Annotated in this window: 11 protein-coding genes and 2 rRNA genes; all 13 read right to left on the reverse strand. The window is 49.0% G+C overall.

The features are described 5' to 3' along the window. Positions 1–8: 8 nt before the first annotated feature. Complete coding sequence (gene guaA, locus K9N57_16455) at positions 9–1,541, reverse strand: glutamine-hydrolyzing GMP synthase (GenBank protein ID MCF7805778.1); 1,533 nt, start codon at positions 1,539–1,541, stop codon at positions 9–11. Next, positions 1,538–2,338 carry a 5'/3'-nucleotidase SurE gene (gene surE / locus K9N57_16460; GenBank protein ID MCF7805779.1) on the reverse strand — a complete coding sequence of 267 codons (801 nt, stop codon included), beginning with the start codon at positions 2,336–2,338 and terminating at the stop codon, positions 1,538–1,540. Before surE ends, guaA begins: the two co-directional genes overlap by 4 nt. Further along, entirely contained in the window at positions 2,328–3,176 is an 849-nt protein-coding gene (gene accD / locus K9N57_16465; GenBank protein MCF7805780.1) for an acetyl-CoA carboxylase, carboxyltransferase subunit beta, read from the reverse strand. The genes surE and accD overlap by 11 nt, the downstream gene beginning before the upstream one ends. A 12-nt stretch (positions 3,177–3,188) precedes the next feature. Beyond that, complete coding sequence (rimI, locus tag K9N57_16470; protein ID MCF7805781.1) at positions 3,189–3,719, reverse strand: ribosomal protein S18-alanine N-acetyltransferase; 531 nt, start codon at positions 3,717–3,719, stop codon at positions 3,189–3,191. 7 nt (positions 3,720–3,726) lie between these two features. After that, positions 3,727–4,401, reverse strand: coding sequence for a tRNA (adenosine(37)-N6)-threonylcarbamoyltransferase complex dimerization subunit type 1 TsaB (tsaB, locus tag K9N57_16475; GenBank protein MCF7805782.1), 675 nt, complete (start codon positions 4,399–4,401; stop codon positions 3,727–3,729). Then, positions 4,398–4,847, reverse strand: coding sequence for a tRNA (adenosine(37)-N6)-threonylcarbamoyltransferase complex ATPase subunit type 1 TsaE (tsaE, locus tag K9N57_16480; protein ID MCF7805783.1), 450 nt, complete (start codon positions 4,845–4,847; stop codon positions 4,398–4,400). Before tsaE ends, tsaB begins: the two co-directional genes overlap by 4 nt. Before the next feature lie 3 nt (positions 4,848–4,850). Beyond that, entirely contained in the window at positions 4,851–6,419 is a 1,569-nt protein-coding gene (locus K9N57_16485) for a response regulator (GenBank protein ID MCF7805784.1), read from the reverse strand. A gap of 168 nt (positions 6,420–6,587) precedes the next feature. Beyond that, on the reverse strand, positions 6,588–8,936 hold the full coding sequence (locus K9N57_16490) for an adenylate/guanylate cyclase domain-containing protein (protein MCF7805785.1): 2,349 nt from the start codon (positions 8,934–8,936) through the stop codon (positions 6,588–6,590). Positions 8,937–8,981: 45 nt separating this feature from the next. Further along, the gene (locus tag K9N57_16495; protein MCF7805786.1) at positions 8,982–11,621 is read right to left on the reverse strand and encodes a hypothetical protein; all 2,640 of its coding nucleotides are present in this window, start codon (positions 11,619–11,621) and stop codon (positions 8,982–8,984) included. A gap of 68 nt (positions 11,622–11,689) precedes the next feature. Next, positions 11,690–12,586, reverse strand: a complete 897-nt coding sequence (locus tag K9N57_16500; GenBank protein ID MCF7805787.1) for a FecR family protein — start codon at positions 12,584–12,586, stop codon at positions 11,690–11,692. Between the two features lie 26 nt (positions 12,587–12,612). Further along, a complete protein-coding gene (locus tag K9N57_16505) occupies positions 12,613–13,749 on the reverse strand; it encodes a hypothetical protein (protein MCF7805788.1) in 1,137 nt (378 codons plus the stop codon). Between the two features lie 283 nt (positions 13,750–14,032). Then, positions 14,033–14,149: ribosomal RNA gene (gene rrf, locus K9N57_16510) — 5S ribosomal RNA — on the reverse strand. A gap of 67 nt (positions 14,150–14,216) precedes the next feature. Beyond that, positions 14,217–14,452, reverse strand: a 23S ribosomal RNA gene (locus tag K9N57_16515); the annotation flags it as partial.

Consider the following 14,452-nt stretch of genomic DNA (forward strand, 5'->3'; position numbering starts at 1 on the left):
AACTACTGTTATTCCCATTCGATAGTGCCAGGCGGCTTCGACGTAATATCATAAACCACCCGGTTAATGCCATTTACTCCGTTGACAATTTTTGATGATGCCTCCTGGAGCAGGTCAGGCGATAATTTTGCCCAGTCAGCCGTCATACCATCGACACTGACGACTGCTCGTACTGCAATCACATGTTCATACGTCCGGTTATCCCCCATTACGCCTACAGTGTTCACCGGGAGCAGAACGGTCAGTGCTTGCCATACGTCATCATAGGCTTCATGTTTATACAGCATTTCGGTAAAAATTTGGTCTGCTTCCCGGACCATACGCAATCGCTCCCGGGTGACTTCTCCAAGGATACGAACGGCAAGTCCCGGTCCCGGGAAGGGATGCCGGCCCAAGATTCGTTGGGGAATTTGTAACAACCGGCCAATTTTCCGGACCTCGTCCTTAAACATGTCCCGGAAAGGTTCAACCAGCTCCAGGTCCATCTGTTCCGGTAAACCTCCAACGTTATGGTGCGTTTTAATCGTATCGGACGGTCCGGTGACCATCTGGCTTTCGATAACGTCCGGGTACAACGTTCCCTGGGCAAGAAAACTCAAATTATCGTATTCATCAGCAATCTGCTGAAATTCTTCGATAAACTGATGGCCGATCACCTTGCGCTTTTTCTCCGGATCGGTCACGCCGGCAAGCGCATCCAGGAAGGCATCAGAAGCATCGTGATACCTGATGGGTAGATCGAGTTCTTTCGCGAGAATTTCGGTGACGTTTTCGATATCATCATAGCGCAATAAGCCGGTATCGATGAATACCGGTACCGACTGTTCTTCAATAGCTTGGTTCAATAATACCGCTAGCACAGAGCTATCCACTCCGCCACTCACGGCACAAATAACTCGATCGGTACCAACGCGCTCCCGGATCTGCCGGGTGGACTGTGAAATAAATTCTTCCGGAGTCCACTCTCCCGTGCATCCGGCAATATCAAATAAGAAATGTTTCAGCACATCCCGGCCGTAAGTCGTATGCGTCACTTCCGGATGAAATTGCAGTCCGTAGCGCTGCTTTTGTTCATTCCCCATGGCGGCCACAATCCCGGTGCTCCTGGCGAGGACTGTATACCCTGACGGGGCTACATCCACGTGGTCGCCATGGCTCATCCAAACCTGGGATTCGTCCATTTCCTGCGATAAAAGCGGGGACGACTTCAATACTTTTATATTCGCCTTTCCGTATTCGCGGTTATCGCTGTGTCCAATCGCACCGCCCTCAGCATTGGCCAACCACTGCATCCCGTAACAAATCCCCAACACCGGAATTTCCAGTTTTAATAGTTCGGCATCAGGATGCGGGGCATCCGGATTATCAATCGAAGCGGGCCCGCCGGATAAAATCACTGCCGCCGGTTCTTTCGAGCGCAGTTCTTCTATGGAAATAAACGGAGAGTAAATCTCGGAATAGACACCCAGTTCCCGCACACGCCGGGCGATCAATTGGGTATACTGGGACCCAAAATCAAGGATGGCGATCAATTGGCTCACGACACTTTCCTGACATCAAAATTACCGTCATCGAACAGCGACCAATTCTTTAAACGTGTGAGATATTCATAATGCGTTAAATCATAATAAACAGGGGTGACCGAAACATACCCCTCCCTGACCATGCGCTCATCGGAATCATCGTCCTCTTCCATTGCGCGACGCTCACCGGACATCCAGTAGTATACCCTGTTCCGAGGATCAGTCCGCTTATCGAATTTTTCATCATAGAACCCCTTACCCTGTTTGGCGACCACAATTCCCTTAATTTCACCGGCCGGAATCGGTGGAATATTCACATTCAACAGCGTATTGTCCGGGAGGCCATGCTCCAACACCTCCCTGACCACTTGCTGCGTAATCTGTCCTGCGGGATTAAAATCGGCGTCCTGGTAAGTGGCCAATGAAAAGGCGACGCTCGGAATTCCAAGGATCACACCTTCGGTGGCTGCCGACACCGTCCCGGAATAAATGACGTTGATGCCGGTATTGCTCCCAAGATTGATACCGGAGACTACGATGTCCGGTGTCCTGTCCAGAACCGCCTTCACCGCAATTTTTACACAGTCAGCAGGTGTTCCGTTTACGGCATATCCGGTAACATTATCATCCAAACGGACTTCGGTTACGCGCAACGGATCCGAGAGTGTGATGGCATGGCCGGCTGCGCTCATCTCCCGATCAGGCGCCACCACGGCGACATCACCAATCTCCTGCATGCTTTTGTAGAGTTTTGTGATCCCCGGTGCGTTAATACCGTCGTCGTTGGTAACTAAAATAAACGGCTTATTCAACATTTGTCGTACAGAACTCGATAATTATCTTTAATTCGTGTTTCAATTGTTTCCGCGCCACAACCCGATCCACAAACCCCTTGTCCAGGAGAAATTCTGCGCGCTGGAATCCTTCAGGTAAATCCTGGCCAATGGTTTGTTTGATAACCCGTGGCCCGGCAAAACCGATAAGTGCTCCTGGTTCCGCCAGGATAAAGTCACCCAGCATGGCAAAGCTGGCGGTGACGCCTCCGGTGGTTGGATGGGTGAGCAGTGAGATAAAGGGTAAACCTTCGTTGGCATATTGCTTTAACTTGGCGCTGGTTTTTGCCATCTGCATCAGCGAAAAAGCCCCTTCCATCATCCGGGCACCTCCAGAGGACGAGATTATGAGCAGCGGCATTTTTTGCTCTCTTGCCCGGTCAATAGCTCGTGCAATTTTCTCACCCACGACCGACCCCATGGAACCGCCGATAAACGAAAAATCCATCACTGCCATGACCAGTGGATGGCTATGGACGGTGCCGGTCACCGTACGAACGGCTTCCTCCATTCCGGTCTTGTGCCGGGCATTCTTGAGCTGGTCACTGTATTTCTTGGAAGCTTTAAAATCCAGCGGATCGGTGGATTTAATGTGCTGATTAAATTCCTGAACACTATCGGTATCCAGGAGCATTTCGATATAATTTTGACTGCCGATCCGAAAATGGTATCCGCACTTGTGGCAGACGTGCAGGTTGTTCGCCAGTTCCTTTTTATAAATAATCTCCTCGCACCCGTCACACTTCACCCAGAGCCCATCCGGGATCTGCTTCTTCTCGGAAGAGAGGATGCTCTTTTTAACTCTGCGAAACCAATCCATAACTGATATCTGTTATCTCATTTGTGTCAAAAGATTGTCCACACCGCATTCCATCAACAAGGCATCCTCATCGCCGTAATATTTCTCCCGCCGACCGATCACATCAAATCCAAAATGCCGGTAAAATCGAAGTGCTTTTGTATTCGATTCCCGCACCTCGAGTCCCACGACGGAAATGCCCTGACGCTTGCCGTATTCCACAGCATGTCGCAGCATTTTCGCGCCAAGCCCCTTTCGCTGCAGCGCCTGAACCACGGCGATATTGTGAATATGCACCTCGCCCAGTTCTCCAGAATACCGGGAAATATACCATGCAATAAGATAACCCACAATACGTTCCTCCGCTTCCGCTACCCAGCATTGGGCCATCGGTTTACGATAGAGCGACGATAAAAAATGCAACTTTTTCCAGGGATGTAAAAACGTTTCCTGTTCGATCCGGAGCACATCAGACAGATCGCTGACGTCCATGTCTCGAATCACGATTTTCGGTTTTGGATCATCCGTATCCACATCAAGATCCGTATGTTGCAGTTCGATCATACGATACCTATTCAGCCCGGAGCGGATTTTTATATTTTTCCGCCTCGTATTTACGCAGATAATCCGGCTCCAGAGAATACGGATCCTCTACGTAAAATCGTTCAGAAAACGTGACCGCCAGAGATGCCACATGTACGGCACTCACCGGATTCAAAAAAATGACGCGATCACCGAGATCATCGATGAGAGCGTCGCCTGGATCGGTTTGGAGAAGAACAGGCTGCTGTGCATCAAGCAACTTCATCAGCTCATTGAGCTTATTCCGAACCGGTGCTGTAATTTCCCGCATCCCATTGCTGAAATCATATTGGGCGAGGAAGTAGTAATTCCGGTGTGAATGATGAAGTACGGCAACACTGTCGACAACATACCGGGCGCACCATGCCGAGGCAGCGAGCGTCGGAACCGCATAGAGGGCCGTATCCGACTCAAAGACCAATCCTTTTGCCGTGCTCACACCGATACGCATTCCGGTAAACGAACCCGGACCAACGGAAACGGCAATGCCCTCCAGGTCATCCATGTGTATATCCAGATTGGTCAACAGTTGCCGGATTTGCGTCGAGAGCAGTTCCGAGTGCTTCCGCGGCAACGTAACCGTACTATGTCCGATGACACGCCCGTCATCCGCCACGGCAACGCTGCAAACATCGGTGGCTGTTTCTATGGCTAAAAGCCTCATACAGCCGCCGGTTCCTTCCCGTGTTTATATTGAATTTGTCTCACCGATTCTCCGGAAAAGTCGTGTTGGAAAAAAAGCCGTATACATTCATTCGGCAGCAGTCCTTCCACCCGGTCAGCCCACTCGATTAGTACGATACCATCACCGTAAAAGTACTCTTCAAATCCCAGCGAATAGAGTTCTTCTTCGCTCTCAAGGCGGTAGCAATCGAAATGATAGACCGGGATTCGGCCCGTGTATTCGTTGATGAGCGTAAATGTAGGGCTAGTGACGGGTTCGGTGACGTTCAACGCCTCACAAAATCCCTGCACAAACGTCGTTTTTCCGCTCGCTAAATCGCCATACAGAGCAAAAATATCACCGGGATTTGCTGATTTGGCGAATCGCTGAGCGAGTTCCTTCGTCTCCTCCGGACTGTTCGTATTCCACGCGTGGGGTTCGCTCATGGCTTACCCTTTTGGTTCAAGTGTTACTACCGGTAAAATCATCTCTTCCAGAGAAATCCCGCCGTGTTGAAAGGTGTCGTAAAACTTATTCCGATAGCGGTTGTAATTTGTGGGATATACAAAATAATAATCTTCTTTGGCTAACAAGTAAGTCGAATTTACTCCTCGTCGTGGCAGTTTAAAATCTTCCGGATTGCCGACGAATACCGCCTGCTTTTGGCTCGCATTCAGATTCCGTCCGTATTTATACCGGAGGTTAGTTGAAGCATCCCGGTCGGCCTTGACCTTTGCGGGATTTTGCACCCGTATGCTGCCGTGGTCAGTGGTCAGCACGATGGTATAATCACTGTCGCTTAACTGCTTGAGCACCTGGAACAGCCAGGAGTGCTCGAACCAGGCCCGGACGATGGTACGATATCCCGCCTCGTCCGGGACCATTTCCTGTAAGAATTCCGATTCGGACCGCCGATGTGCCAGGATATCCACAAAATTAATCACCAGAGAAATCAGCGGAATATTCGACATGGACTTGATATTGCGCTCCACCGACCGGCCTTCCTCTGCATCCAGTACCTTCACGTATTTCGAGCCGCCATCCAGTGACATTCCCAACCGTTTGAGTTGCCGGTCTAGCAATTCATGCTCATGCCGGTTCATGCTCATATCATCATCTTCCGCCTTTTGCCAGATTTCCGGATAATATTCCGGAAGTTCGGACGGAAAAAGCCCGCTGAAGATGGCGTTTCTGGCGTATGGCGTGGCTGTGGGCAGGAGCGAATAATAGTAATTTTTCTGGAGTCGATAATAAGGATACAGCATTGGCTCAATAGTCAGCCACTGATCCAGCCGCATACAGTCAATCACAATAAACACGACTTTTTTCCCGGCATCCAACAGCGGTTTTACGTGCTCCGGAACCACATCCAGCGATAGATTAGGGCGTTCACCGCGTTCCTGGGTGACCCAGTCAGCATAGCGTTTTTCCACAAATTTTCCGAACTCAACGTTGCACTCTTTCTTCTGATCAGTCAGGGTCTGGTTTAATCCGAGATCTGGGTGATCGTCGAACTCCACCTCCCACTGCGATAGTTTAAAATGGAGGTCAGACCATTCCTCAATATCCGGACCAGACATCAAAAGCTGGGAAATCCGGTTAAACTCGTTGATATAGCTCTTGGACACCTGCTCCCCGGAAATTTTTCCCTGTTCCAGCGCCTTTTTACACGCCAGGAGAATTTGGCTCGGGTTTACGGGTTTGGTGAGGTAATCGGAAATTTTTGATCCGATGGCCTCTTCCATCAAAGATTCCTCTTCATTCTTGGTGATCATAATCACCGGAAGGCCGGGCGACGTCTCCTTGATTTGGGTCAGCGTTTCCAGGCCATCCTGCCCGGGCATCATCTCATCCAGCAGCACCAAATCGTAACGGTCATTCCGGATTTCTTCCACGGCATCGGGCCCGTTGGTTACCCCAGTCACGTCGTAGCCCTTCTCCTGCAGATACATCTGATGCGGCTTCAGAAGATCGATCTCATCATCCGCCCATAGTATTTTTGCCCGTACCTGATTCATTCTGATAGAAGTCTCCTTTTCATAGCTGTGCAAGTTATCAGTTTCCGCTTTAGGTGTCAAATCCAAAGCCCAATATATATAAACAACAAGATACTAACGAATTACCGTGGAGAGATTGGGAAGATCCGGGAATTATCCTATAAAAACCGCAGGGCAGGTCCTAATTTGTTACTTGGAGGTCATGGTAAAGGCGCCATCCCAGTCTTCCGGTGGTGGATTCTTTTTGTAGGATCGACACCTTTCCAGGAACAGTTGGGACGGTCCGTCGTCGGGATCGATTTCAAGCGCTTCCGTAAATGCCTGTATTCCGGCATCCCATTCACGATTAAAGTAGTGTTCAATGCCGGAATTGTACGGTTCCAGGATTGCCTTGTCTTTCAGGTGCGGCATCGTATCTTCGCCCAGGCGACCCAATAATTCGTATACCTTGATCGGTTCAGTTTTACCCTTCACCACAAGCGAGTCAAGAAAGCGGGTGCGGAAGTGTTCTTTGATTTCTTCACGGGTCGATTTGCTGATCATAATATAGGTGCCATACTGCTTGTTGGCGCTTTCCAGCCGGGCACCAAGATTGACGGTATCCCCCATGACTGTATAGTCGAAGACATCTTTCGAACCAAAATTCCCCAGCGCAACAATACCGCTGTTGATTCCAAACCGTGTATGGATTTCAGGAAGACCTTCATCAAGCCACTTTTCCCGGAGTTCTTTGAGTTTAAACTGGCAATCCAGCGCAGCACTACAGGCCTGTATCGCGTGATCGTCCGTTTCCAGCGGCGCCCCGAACTCTGCCATGATAGCGTCACCCTCGTATTTATCAATGATGCCGTTATAACTCAGTATGATATCGGTAAGCTCGGTTAAATATTCATTCAAAAATTCGGCCAGTGCTTCCGGTTCCATCTTCTCCGAGACGGTCGTAAATCCCTGGATATCGGAGAAGAGTACGGTTAAATACCGGCGCTCTCCCCCCAGGGAAAGCCGTTCCGGATCTTCCATGAGCTCTGAGACAACCTTGGGGCTCAGAAAGTGCCCGAATGCGTCTTTCACCCATCGTTTTTCCCGCTGCTCGGAGATGAACTGGTACACGACATTTCCGACATATGTCAAAATGATACCGAGCAATGGTACAACAACCGGAAGATATATCGATTCACCAAAATCCGGTGGCACAACTCCAAAATCCATGCCGAGGGCACCCGCCCATTTTTGGAACAATTCCACCCGACCAAGCGTGAAGTTAAACAATTTGGGGATGCTCCAGAAAAAGTCCTGAAAAAACAGCCCAAAAGCGTAGTCCACGTACGCCCAACCAAGCACGATGGAAACCAGCCCCCCAATGAGTGGCTTGGCATAGGCAACGACACCTGCTGTCAGCGCCACCAGCAGTATAAGCGCTGTTAGCAATGCTCCGGTGCCTGCATCCCGGATGTAATTCCCGTCCAGAATCGTCTGGACTGCGTTCGCATGCGTTTCCACTCCGGGCATCAGATGCTGGTATCCGCCGTAGCTCATATATGGCGTTTCCTTCACATCGTGGAAATCTTCCAGCGATACACCAACCATCACAATTTTGTCCTCAAACGGGCTCTGCTCTGTCAACCCGAATTGAGCGAGTGCTCCATCCTTATAAAACAGCTCCATCCAGTCGGAATCTTCCTGGGGAAATTTCAGTTCAAAATCGGAATCATCCAGAACATTGGATAGCGGATAGCGGTGAAACGTACCCCAGGGCCCGAGCGGCTTATCCGGTCCCCCTGCCGAGGGTGGCCCATAATAATTGATCAGAAACAGCGCCGGATGCTGAAATGTTCGGATATTCATGGGACCGTAATGGATATAGCCCTTTTCCTGTGATATTTTCGTCGATTCCGGAATACCACGGTATTCAGCCGCAGCTTTTGCTGCCAGAGAAAGGTAGGCTTGATCCTCATCAGGAAGATAGTGGAAGGCAATATACCGGCGGGAAAAGCCATCTAAATCTACCCGTTCGTTGATCAGCCCGAGTGCCGGTTCGGCTTCCATCAGTGTTTCAACGGGTTTCATCACATATTCCGGCGGCACCCGGGTTTTTTCCCGGACTAATTTCGCCGCCAAAACAACGTCGGTGCCCTGGTTCCGTGCCCTGCGTATGCTTTCGGCAAAGATTGAATCACCATGCGCCGACTTGTTATCCTCAGTATCAAACTCGATATCAAAGACAACTACCGAAGCGCCAGCACGCGTCAGATTATCGACGACCTGTGCCCAGATATCTCTGGGATACGGCCATCGGTAGGGTATGAGGCGCCAAGACTCATCATCGATATCTACCAGCACTACATCCAGACTATCGTTGGTCAGGTCAGTTTCGCTCGTCAGGCCCGTGTAAGGACCGCGCAACACAAATCGATAGTCCAGCGTTTTCAACTCCAGGGTATCGAGGAGATGGAAAGAGCGGAGGAAGATTAACAGGACGACAACAATCGCACCGATGCCTAGACTGATCCCCAACTGAACGATTGATTTTTTTGACATTACGATGTCAGGACTTTGGATTCATTCGATTGTCACAACATTCTCTTAAAATTGGTAGGAATACCGAAGTCGGTAAATCAAATTTGTGTATTGGCTCGATTCCGTTGGGCTAATGGTTTCATCCGTCCGGGATACTCTGATGTTGGTACTAAGTGTATGATCTTCAAGAAAGCGATATCGAATAGTGCCCTCGAACCCGGTTCGGACAAATTCGGTGGCGCCGGTAGATTTCGTGTACCGGCCTTGGCCATTCAAAATCAGGTTCCGATTAAACATCCGGTATTGTCCGCCGGCGGAGATAATCTGGAATCGAGTCAGGTTAGGGCCGGTTTCATTTTCATTCATACTGTATGACAACCGGGTCATTAACGGAATGTCGAACCGGCTCTGCAGAGAGACGGAAATGAGGTTCATGGAATAGGTAATATCCGGATAATCCTTACTTCGCACAATATTATCTTCCTTGAACGAGCGGAGATAATTCAGTCCGAGCTCGTGGTTAATACCGAACAGGTTTATCGGCTGGGAAATTGTAATCGTATTGGACATTGTCGTGTTATCCACGCGATTATCAATGTAGGTAGTATCGTAGATCGCCGTTGGCGGACTGGTCGAAGCATCTATAGTAGTATCAATACGGGTAAACCGTTCATCCAGGCCGTTGAACCGGTGATATTGGTTCAGGTTAAAGTTAATAGTGGGAAAATCCCCGCCGGGGTAAATTGACAGGCCGGTTCCGGCGTTATTGGAAGTAATCCGGTTCTGCACTTCCCTTGAAAGCCCTTCATCCAGGCTCTCGTATTTCAGCGTCAGATATACTTTATTTTTAAACATCCTGATTCTGTCAGAGAATTCAATTCCAGCGACATCTTTGCGGATATAGGGATTGGCAAACGAGTTATACGCCGCGCCAACCCTGCGATACTGCATGGTGAGGTAATTGTTAAAATAGTTCATACTCACCTTGGACTGATACGCCAGCGATCCGTAATCCTGGATATCTCCCGGCCGCAAGGTCAGATTAAAGTTACTGTCCACCGATGCCGGAACCGGAAGAAACGGCTGGATATGACTATTGATAATAAAAAGGTTTTGAATACTTGACGGGTCGATCGGAAAATCCGAGACGGGAATCTGGAAATCGGAACCGAATTCCAACGTATCCTCGGCTGTCAGCGCTCCTCCGAAAATGTCGTCGTTTTGCCAGCTGAGGGATGCACTGGATTCCCAGACGAAGCGCTGCCGATCGAAGGCAATTAATAAATCGCTTCCGACTACAATATTGTCCTTCGGTGTTGCACCATTCCATACAGCCCGGCTTGCGGTTACATTATCAAGGCCGGTATTAATTTGGGTGGTATCATCACGGGAGGAAATCAATGAGAAGCCCAGTTGGAAGTGCTTTCCGCTCCCGAAACTTGGCCGGACTGCCAACACCCGGCGCGGGAAGGTATATCCACGCAGATCATTGTAGTAATCATAGGTTGTATCGGCCATCAATGGATTTTGCTGGAGCGTGTCTATCTGTGCGATGGACGAATCAAGTACTCCGGTCCCCTGGATAGCCCGCTCGGAATAGCCATAGACCACGTGCAGATTCACGTAATCCAAAAGCAGCTGGGTGTTAACGCCCCGCACCCGTTTACCCCACATTCCCAGCCGCGAAAGCCTGGGATAAAAATCGCCAAATTGGAGCCGGAGCTTTGAGGAATTCAATCCCAGTCTATACCGATTCCGCGGCTGAACACTGGGATCTTCTTTGGACGTGAGGTACACATTTCCATTAAAATTCAAAAAACCGTACGAACCCCGGATATCTGCGTTAACCTTATTAATATTTTCCAGTCGATTCCGGATCTCGCTTCGGCTGGATTCAACATACATGCGCCCGCGCATATCGAGTTCGGCGCGCTGTCCTTCTTCCGCTCCGGTTACCCGGAATTGCCAAGACAGAGGCTCAAATGTTCTGCCGGCCACATCCTTAAATTGCATTCTCACGGTATGCAAACCCTGCCGCATCTGCGTATTCCTGTAAGTCACCAACTCAGGCGAAATCTCGGCCTGCTTCGTCACATTAGTTCCGTCCACTAAGAGTCTAATTGATTCGGGATCTACATCGGGGATCGTGTACAGGGTTACGGCGATCAATACTTCATTCTGTGGTACCGAGGAATTGGGGGTAGGTGACAAAATGAGTTCCTCGCTTTGTGTACTATAATCGTCAGAATACACCCGCTCCCTGGTTGTCTCAGTCTGTTGTCGCTGCGGTTGAGATGACTGGGATTGGGATTGCCCCGCCGCCGGTATAAAAACCGGATTATCGTATGGATTTTCTTCAGGAAAAGCGATCAGCTGTCCATCCACCAGTTCGGCGATGATGGCATACTTTATTCCGGCCTCCGTCGCAAACTCCGAGGGAATAGTTCCATAATAATAGCCGTATCGAAACTCCATCGTGGTTTCGGCGAATCCACTCTGGTTTGCTGGCTTATACAACAACCGGACTTCTTCAACATTGGCCGCCGTTCCCTCGACGACGGCTTCGAGTTCAATTTCCTGCCCTGGTATGTAATTTCGTGCAGGGGAATGTAATATCTGACCTTGCGCAAGTAGTCCTGATGCCCCGGTAAACACAATCAGCAACGGGACGATAATCAGACGAAGAAGCGCCCGACATAAATCCATATCTCTCCCAAGATGATATCCAATTTTTCAGTTGTTCTGACCGAAATCCGGGCTATCGAATTCGGAATTTATTTGTATTCAATCTCAAGTTTCCTTCGTTCACCGTCACTGTTTTCGAACTCAATTTCCATGCGATGCGTCTCTTCTACCACGCTTACGATATTCGCGGTGAATGTACCATCCTGGCGGAGTTGCCCATTGATGGTCACATTATCCCCGGCAGAGGGTTGGCCCCCTTCAAAGGTAGTAAAGTCGCCAATCGAAACATTTAACGGGCCGGCTCCCTCTATTGAGACGCCTTCTGGTGATTCACCCGAAACCAGGGACACATTGTTTACCGTCATACTGACGCCTTCGGTGTAAGACTGAATGGTCCCCGTAATTGTCAGGGTAATAGTAATTTCAACATTCCCTTCCTGGTTCGATGAACCGCTCTGGTTTGACTCCACTGTAACCGATTGCCCGGTGACATTATTCGTCAGCTCAACATTTCCGGATTCTACGACCACCTGATCCCCAAAAACCGGATCCACGATAATCCAAAAAATTGTTCCCTTCACCGAAGCAACAGAAGTCGGCGTTGCAATAACAAAGTCGCCACGTCGCTGTTCAGCAACTTCGGCCTTTAGTTTACCGGTATCAACATTAATACGTTTGCTAATACCTTCCTGATCTTCAGCGGAGGCCCCTTCAATTTGAACGACTGAATTCGGTTGCACCTTCAGCTGGGATTTGTCATCCAGAAAGACAACCACCGCATACCCATCTTCGCCGGTCTTTATCTGATCATTGTTATTGATGCGGGTGCCGATTTTCAGGCCGGAACTAAACTCTTCCTGATTTGCCCGTTTAAAACTGATGGAACCGGTAGTTTTTGTCGTGATAGCAATACTTTCCTGCGCGCTGAGTGAGGTACTACAAAACACTACCAACATGATGAGTGGGATATATTTTTTCATGGTCATTCGCCCTCCTAGCCAATCGTCACACGCTATTCCTGAACCTGAACGCTGATAATTGTGTGTTGGCCAGTGCTAAATTGTGTGGATAATTCCATTAATTCCGACATCGACACCACTTCACCATCTACCATAATATTTCCGGGGTCCGCAGAATATCCTGCCAATTCGCCGCCAACACCAAAATATTGGTCAAACATATCCTGTCCGAGAACCGATTGCAGCGCCAGACTCACGGGATCAACCTGTTCACCACCAACCGCAAATTTAAAAATTTCGCTCTCGACCGTTTCCATCCCACGGGTAGTTTCACAGTATTTCTGGATTTGCCAAACGTACTGGCGGCCCTCTTCAATTTCCTTTGCTCCGGTGAGAGGATACTGGAAGGACGTGGCACTGCTTAATTCAAAATACTCTCCATTATCCGGGAACGGAAGATTCGACTCATCGTTAAGTGCTTCCTCCAGGGAACTATGTTTTTCCGGATCAAATTCGCAAATCCGGATCCCGTAGTTACAGTTCCGAGTGGCCCCTGAAGACTCCCACTGGAATACCGGATAAGTGGTTTGAATTACCGCCTCATTTGCAGGAGCTACTAGCTGGACACTGGGACGGGATGCAAATTCGATAGAAATAACATCACTGACGTTGCCTTGATTCGTATGAATAGTATACCGAAAGGTATACACTCCCGGCGGTACCATCGGCATTGCCAAAATGGAATTTACCAATTCGTCCTGCCGTTCGCCCTGAATGTACTGCACATTTTCAGCGCGAGCGCCAATCTCCATTGGTCCATTGGAAGTACTAACGACATTTGATTGCTCAGCCAGGTCCCGATTATTGATAAGTACATCGCCAATGAGTTCAAACGGATTTGTTTCGACCCAAAAGATCTGCTCATTCGTTAATCCAAGGTCCGGTACATCTGCGGTAAATTCTGCCTCGATTGAGATTTCCGGGTCTGTGACTTTCGGTATTAGTCGAATCTGAAAAATTATCGGCGCATTTGCAGGATCGTTGATCAGGTCCGTCACATACATCATCGAATATTCGTCCGGTGTCTGCATCAATTCGACCCGGACGACATCATTCTCAACAACTTGTGCCTCAGACTTAATCAAAGGGAGAAAAACCAGGACTACCAAAAAGAGGATATATCGTTTCATACCACTATTCTCCTTACAATTTTCTTACGATGGATAGTCTGTATAGTCCATAGTATTGGAGTTCTCACCCACAATATGTGAGTGAGATCATCTGGTTCCGGCTCTCTGTGATGCACATCATTTGTATTGGGGTTGGATAAGCGGGATTTGATTTTCGCAATATACGTTGTGCTTAAAAAGCTGTCAACCAGAATAAGGGTAAATCAAATCCGAAGTCAATATATTTTCTTTCCCCCGTAGAATAAAAAAAGCCCCCGCCTTCACGGGGGCTTTGAATAAGAGATCCCGGCAACGACCTACTCTTCCACTCCGTCTCCGGAGTAGTACCATCGGCGCAAGAGGACTTTACTTCTCTGTTCGGAATGGGAAGAGGTGTTTCCCCTCTGCTATAGTCACCGGAAAAATCCAAAAATAATTTTGGGAAAGTAACTGATATACTTCTACCCGTCTAATCTCATAAAAGAATATTGATTAAACCTCACGGCTCATTAGTATCACTCGGCTTAACTCCTTGCGGAGCTTACACCTGTGACCTATCGACCTTGTCGTCTACAAGGAGCCTTCAGTCCCGATAAATCGGGAGGGAAATCTAATCTTGGGGTGGGTTTCGCACTTATATGCTTTCAGCGCTTATCCCATCCAGACATAGCTACCCAGCAATGCCCCTGACGGGACAACTGGTACACCAGAGGTCTGTCCACTC

Source organism: Candidatus Neomarinimicrobiota bacterium, assembly GCA_021734025.1.
GTDB lineage: Bacteria > Fidelibacterota > JAANXI01 > JAANXI01 > JAANXI01 > JAANXI01.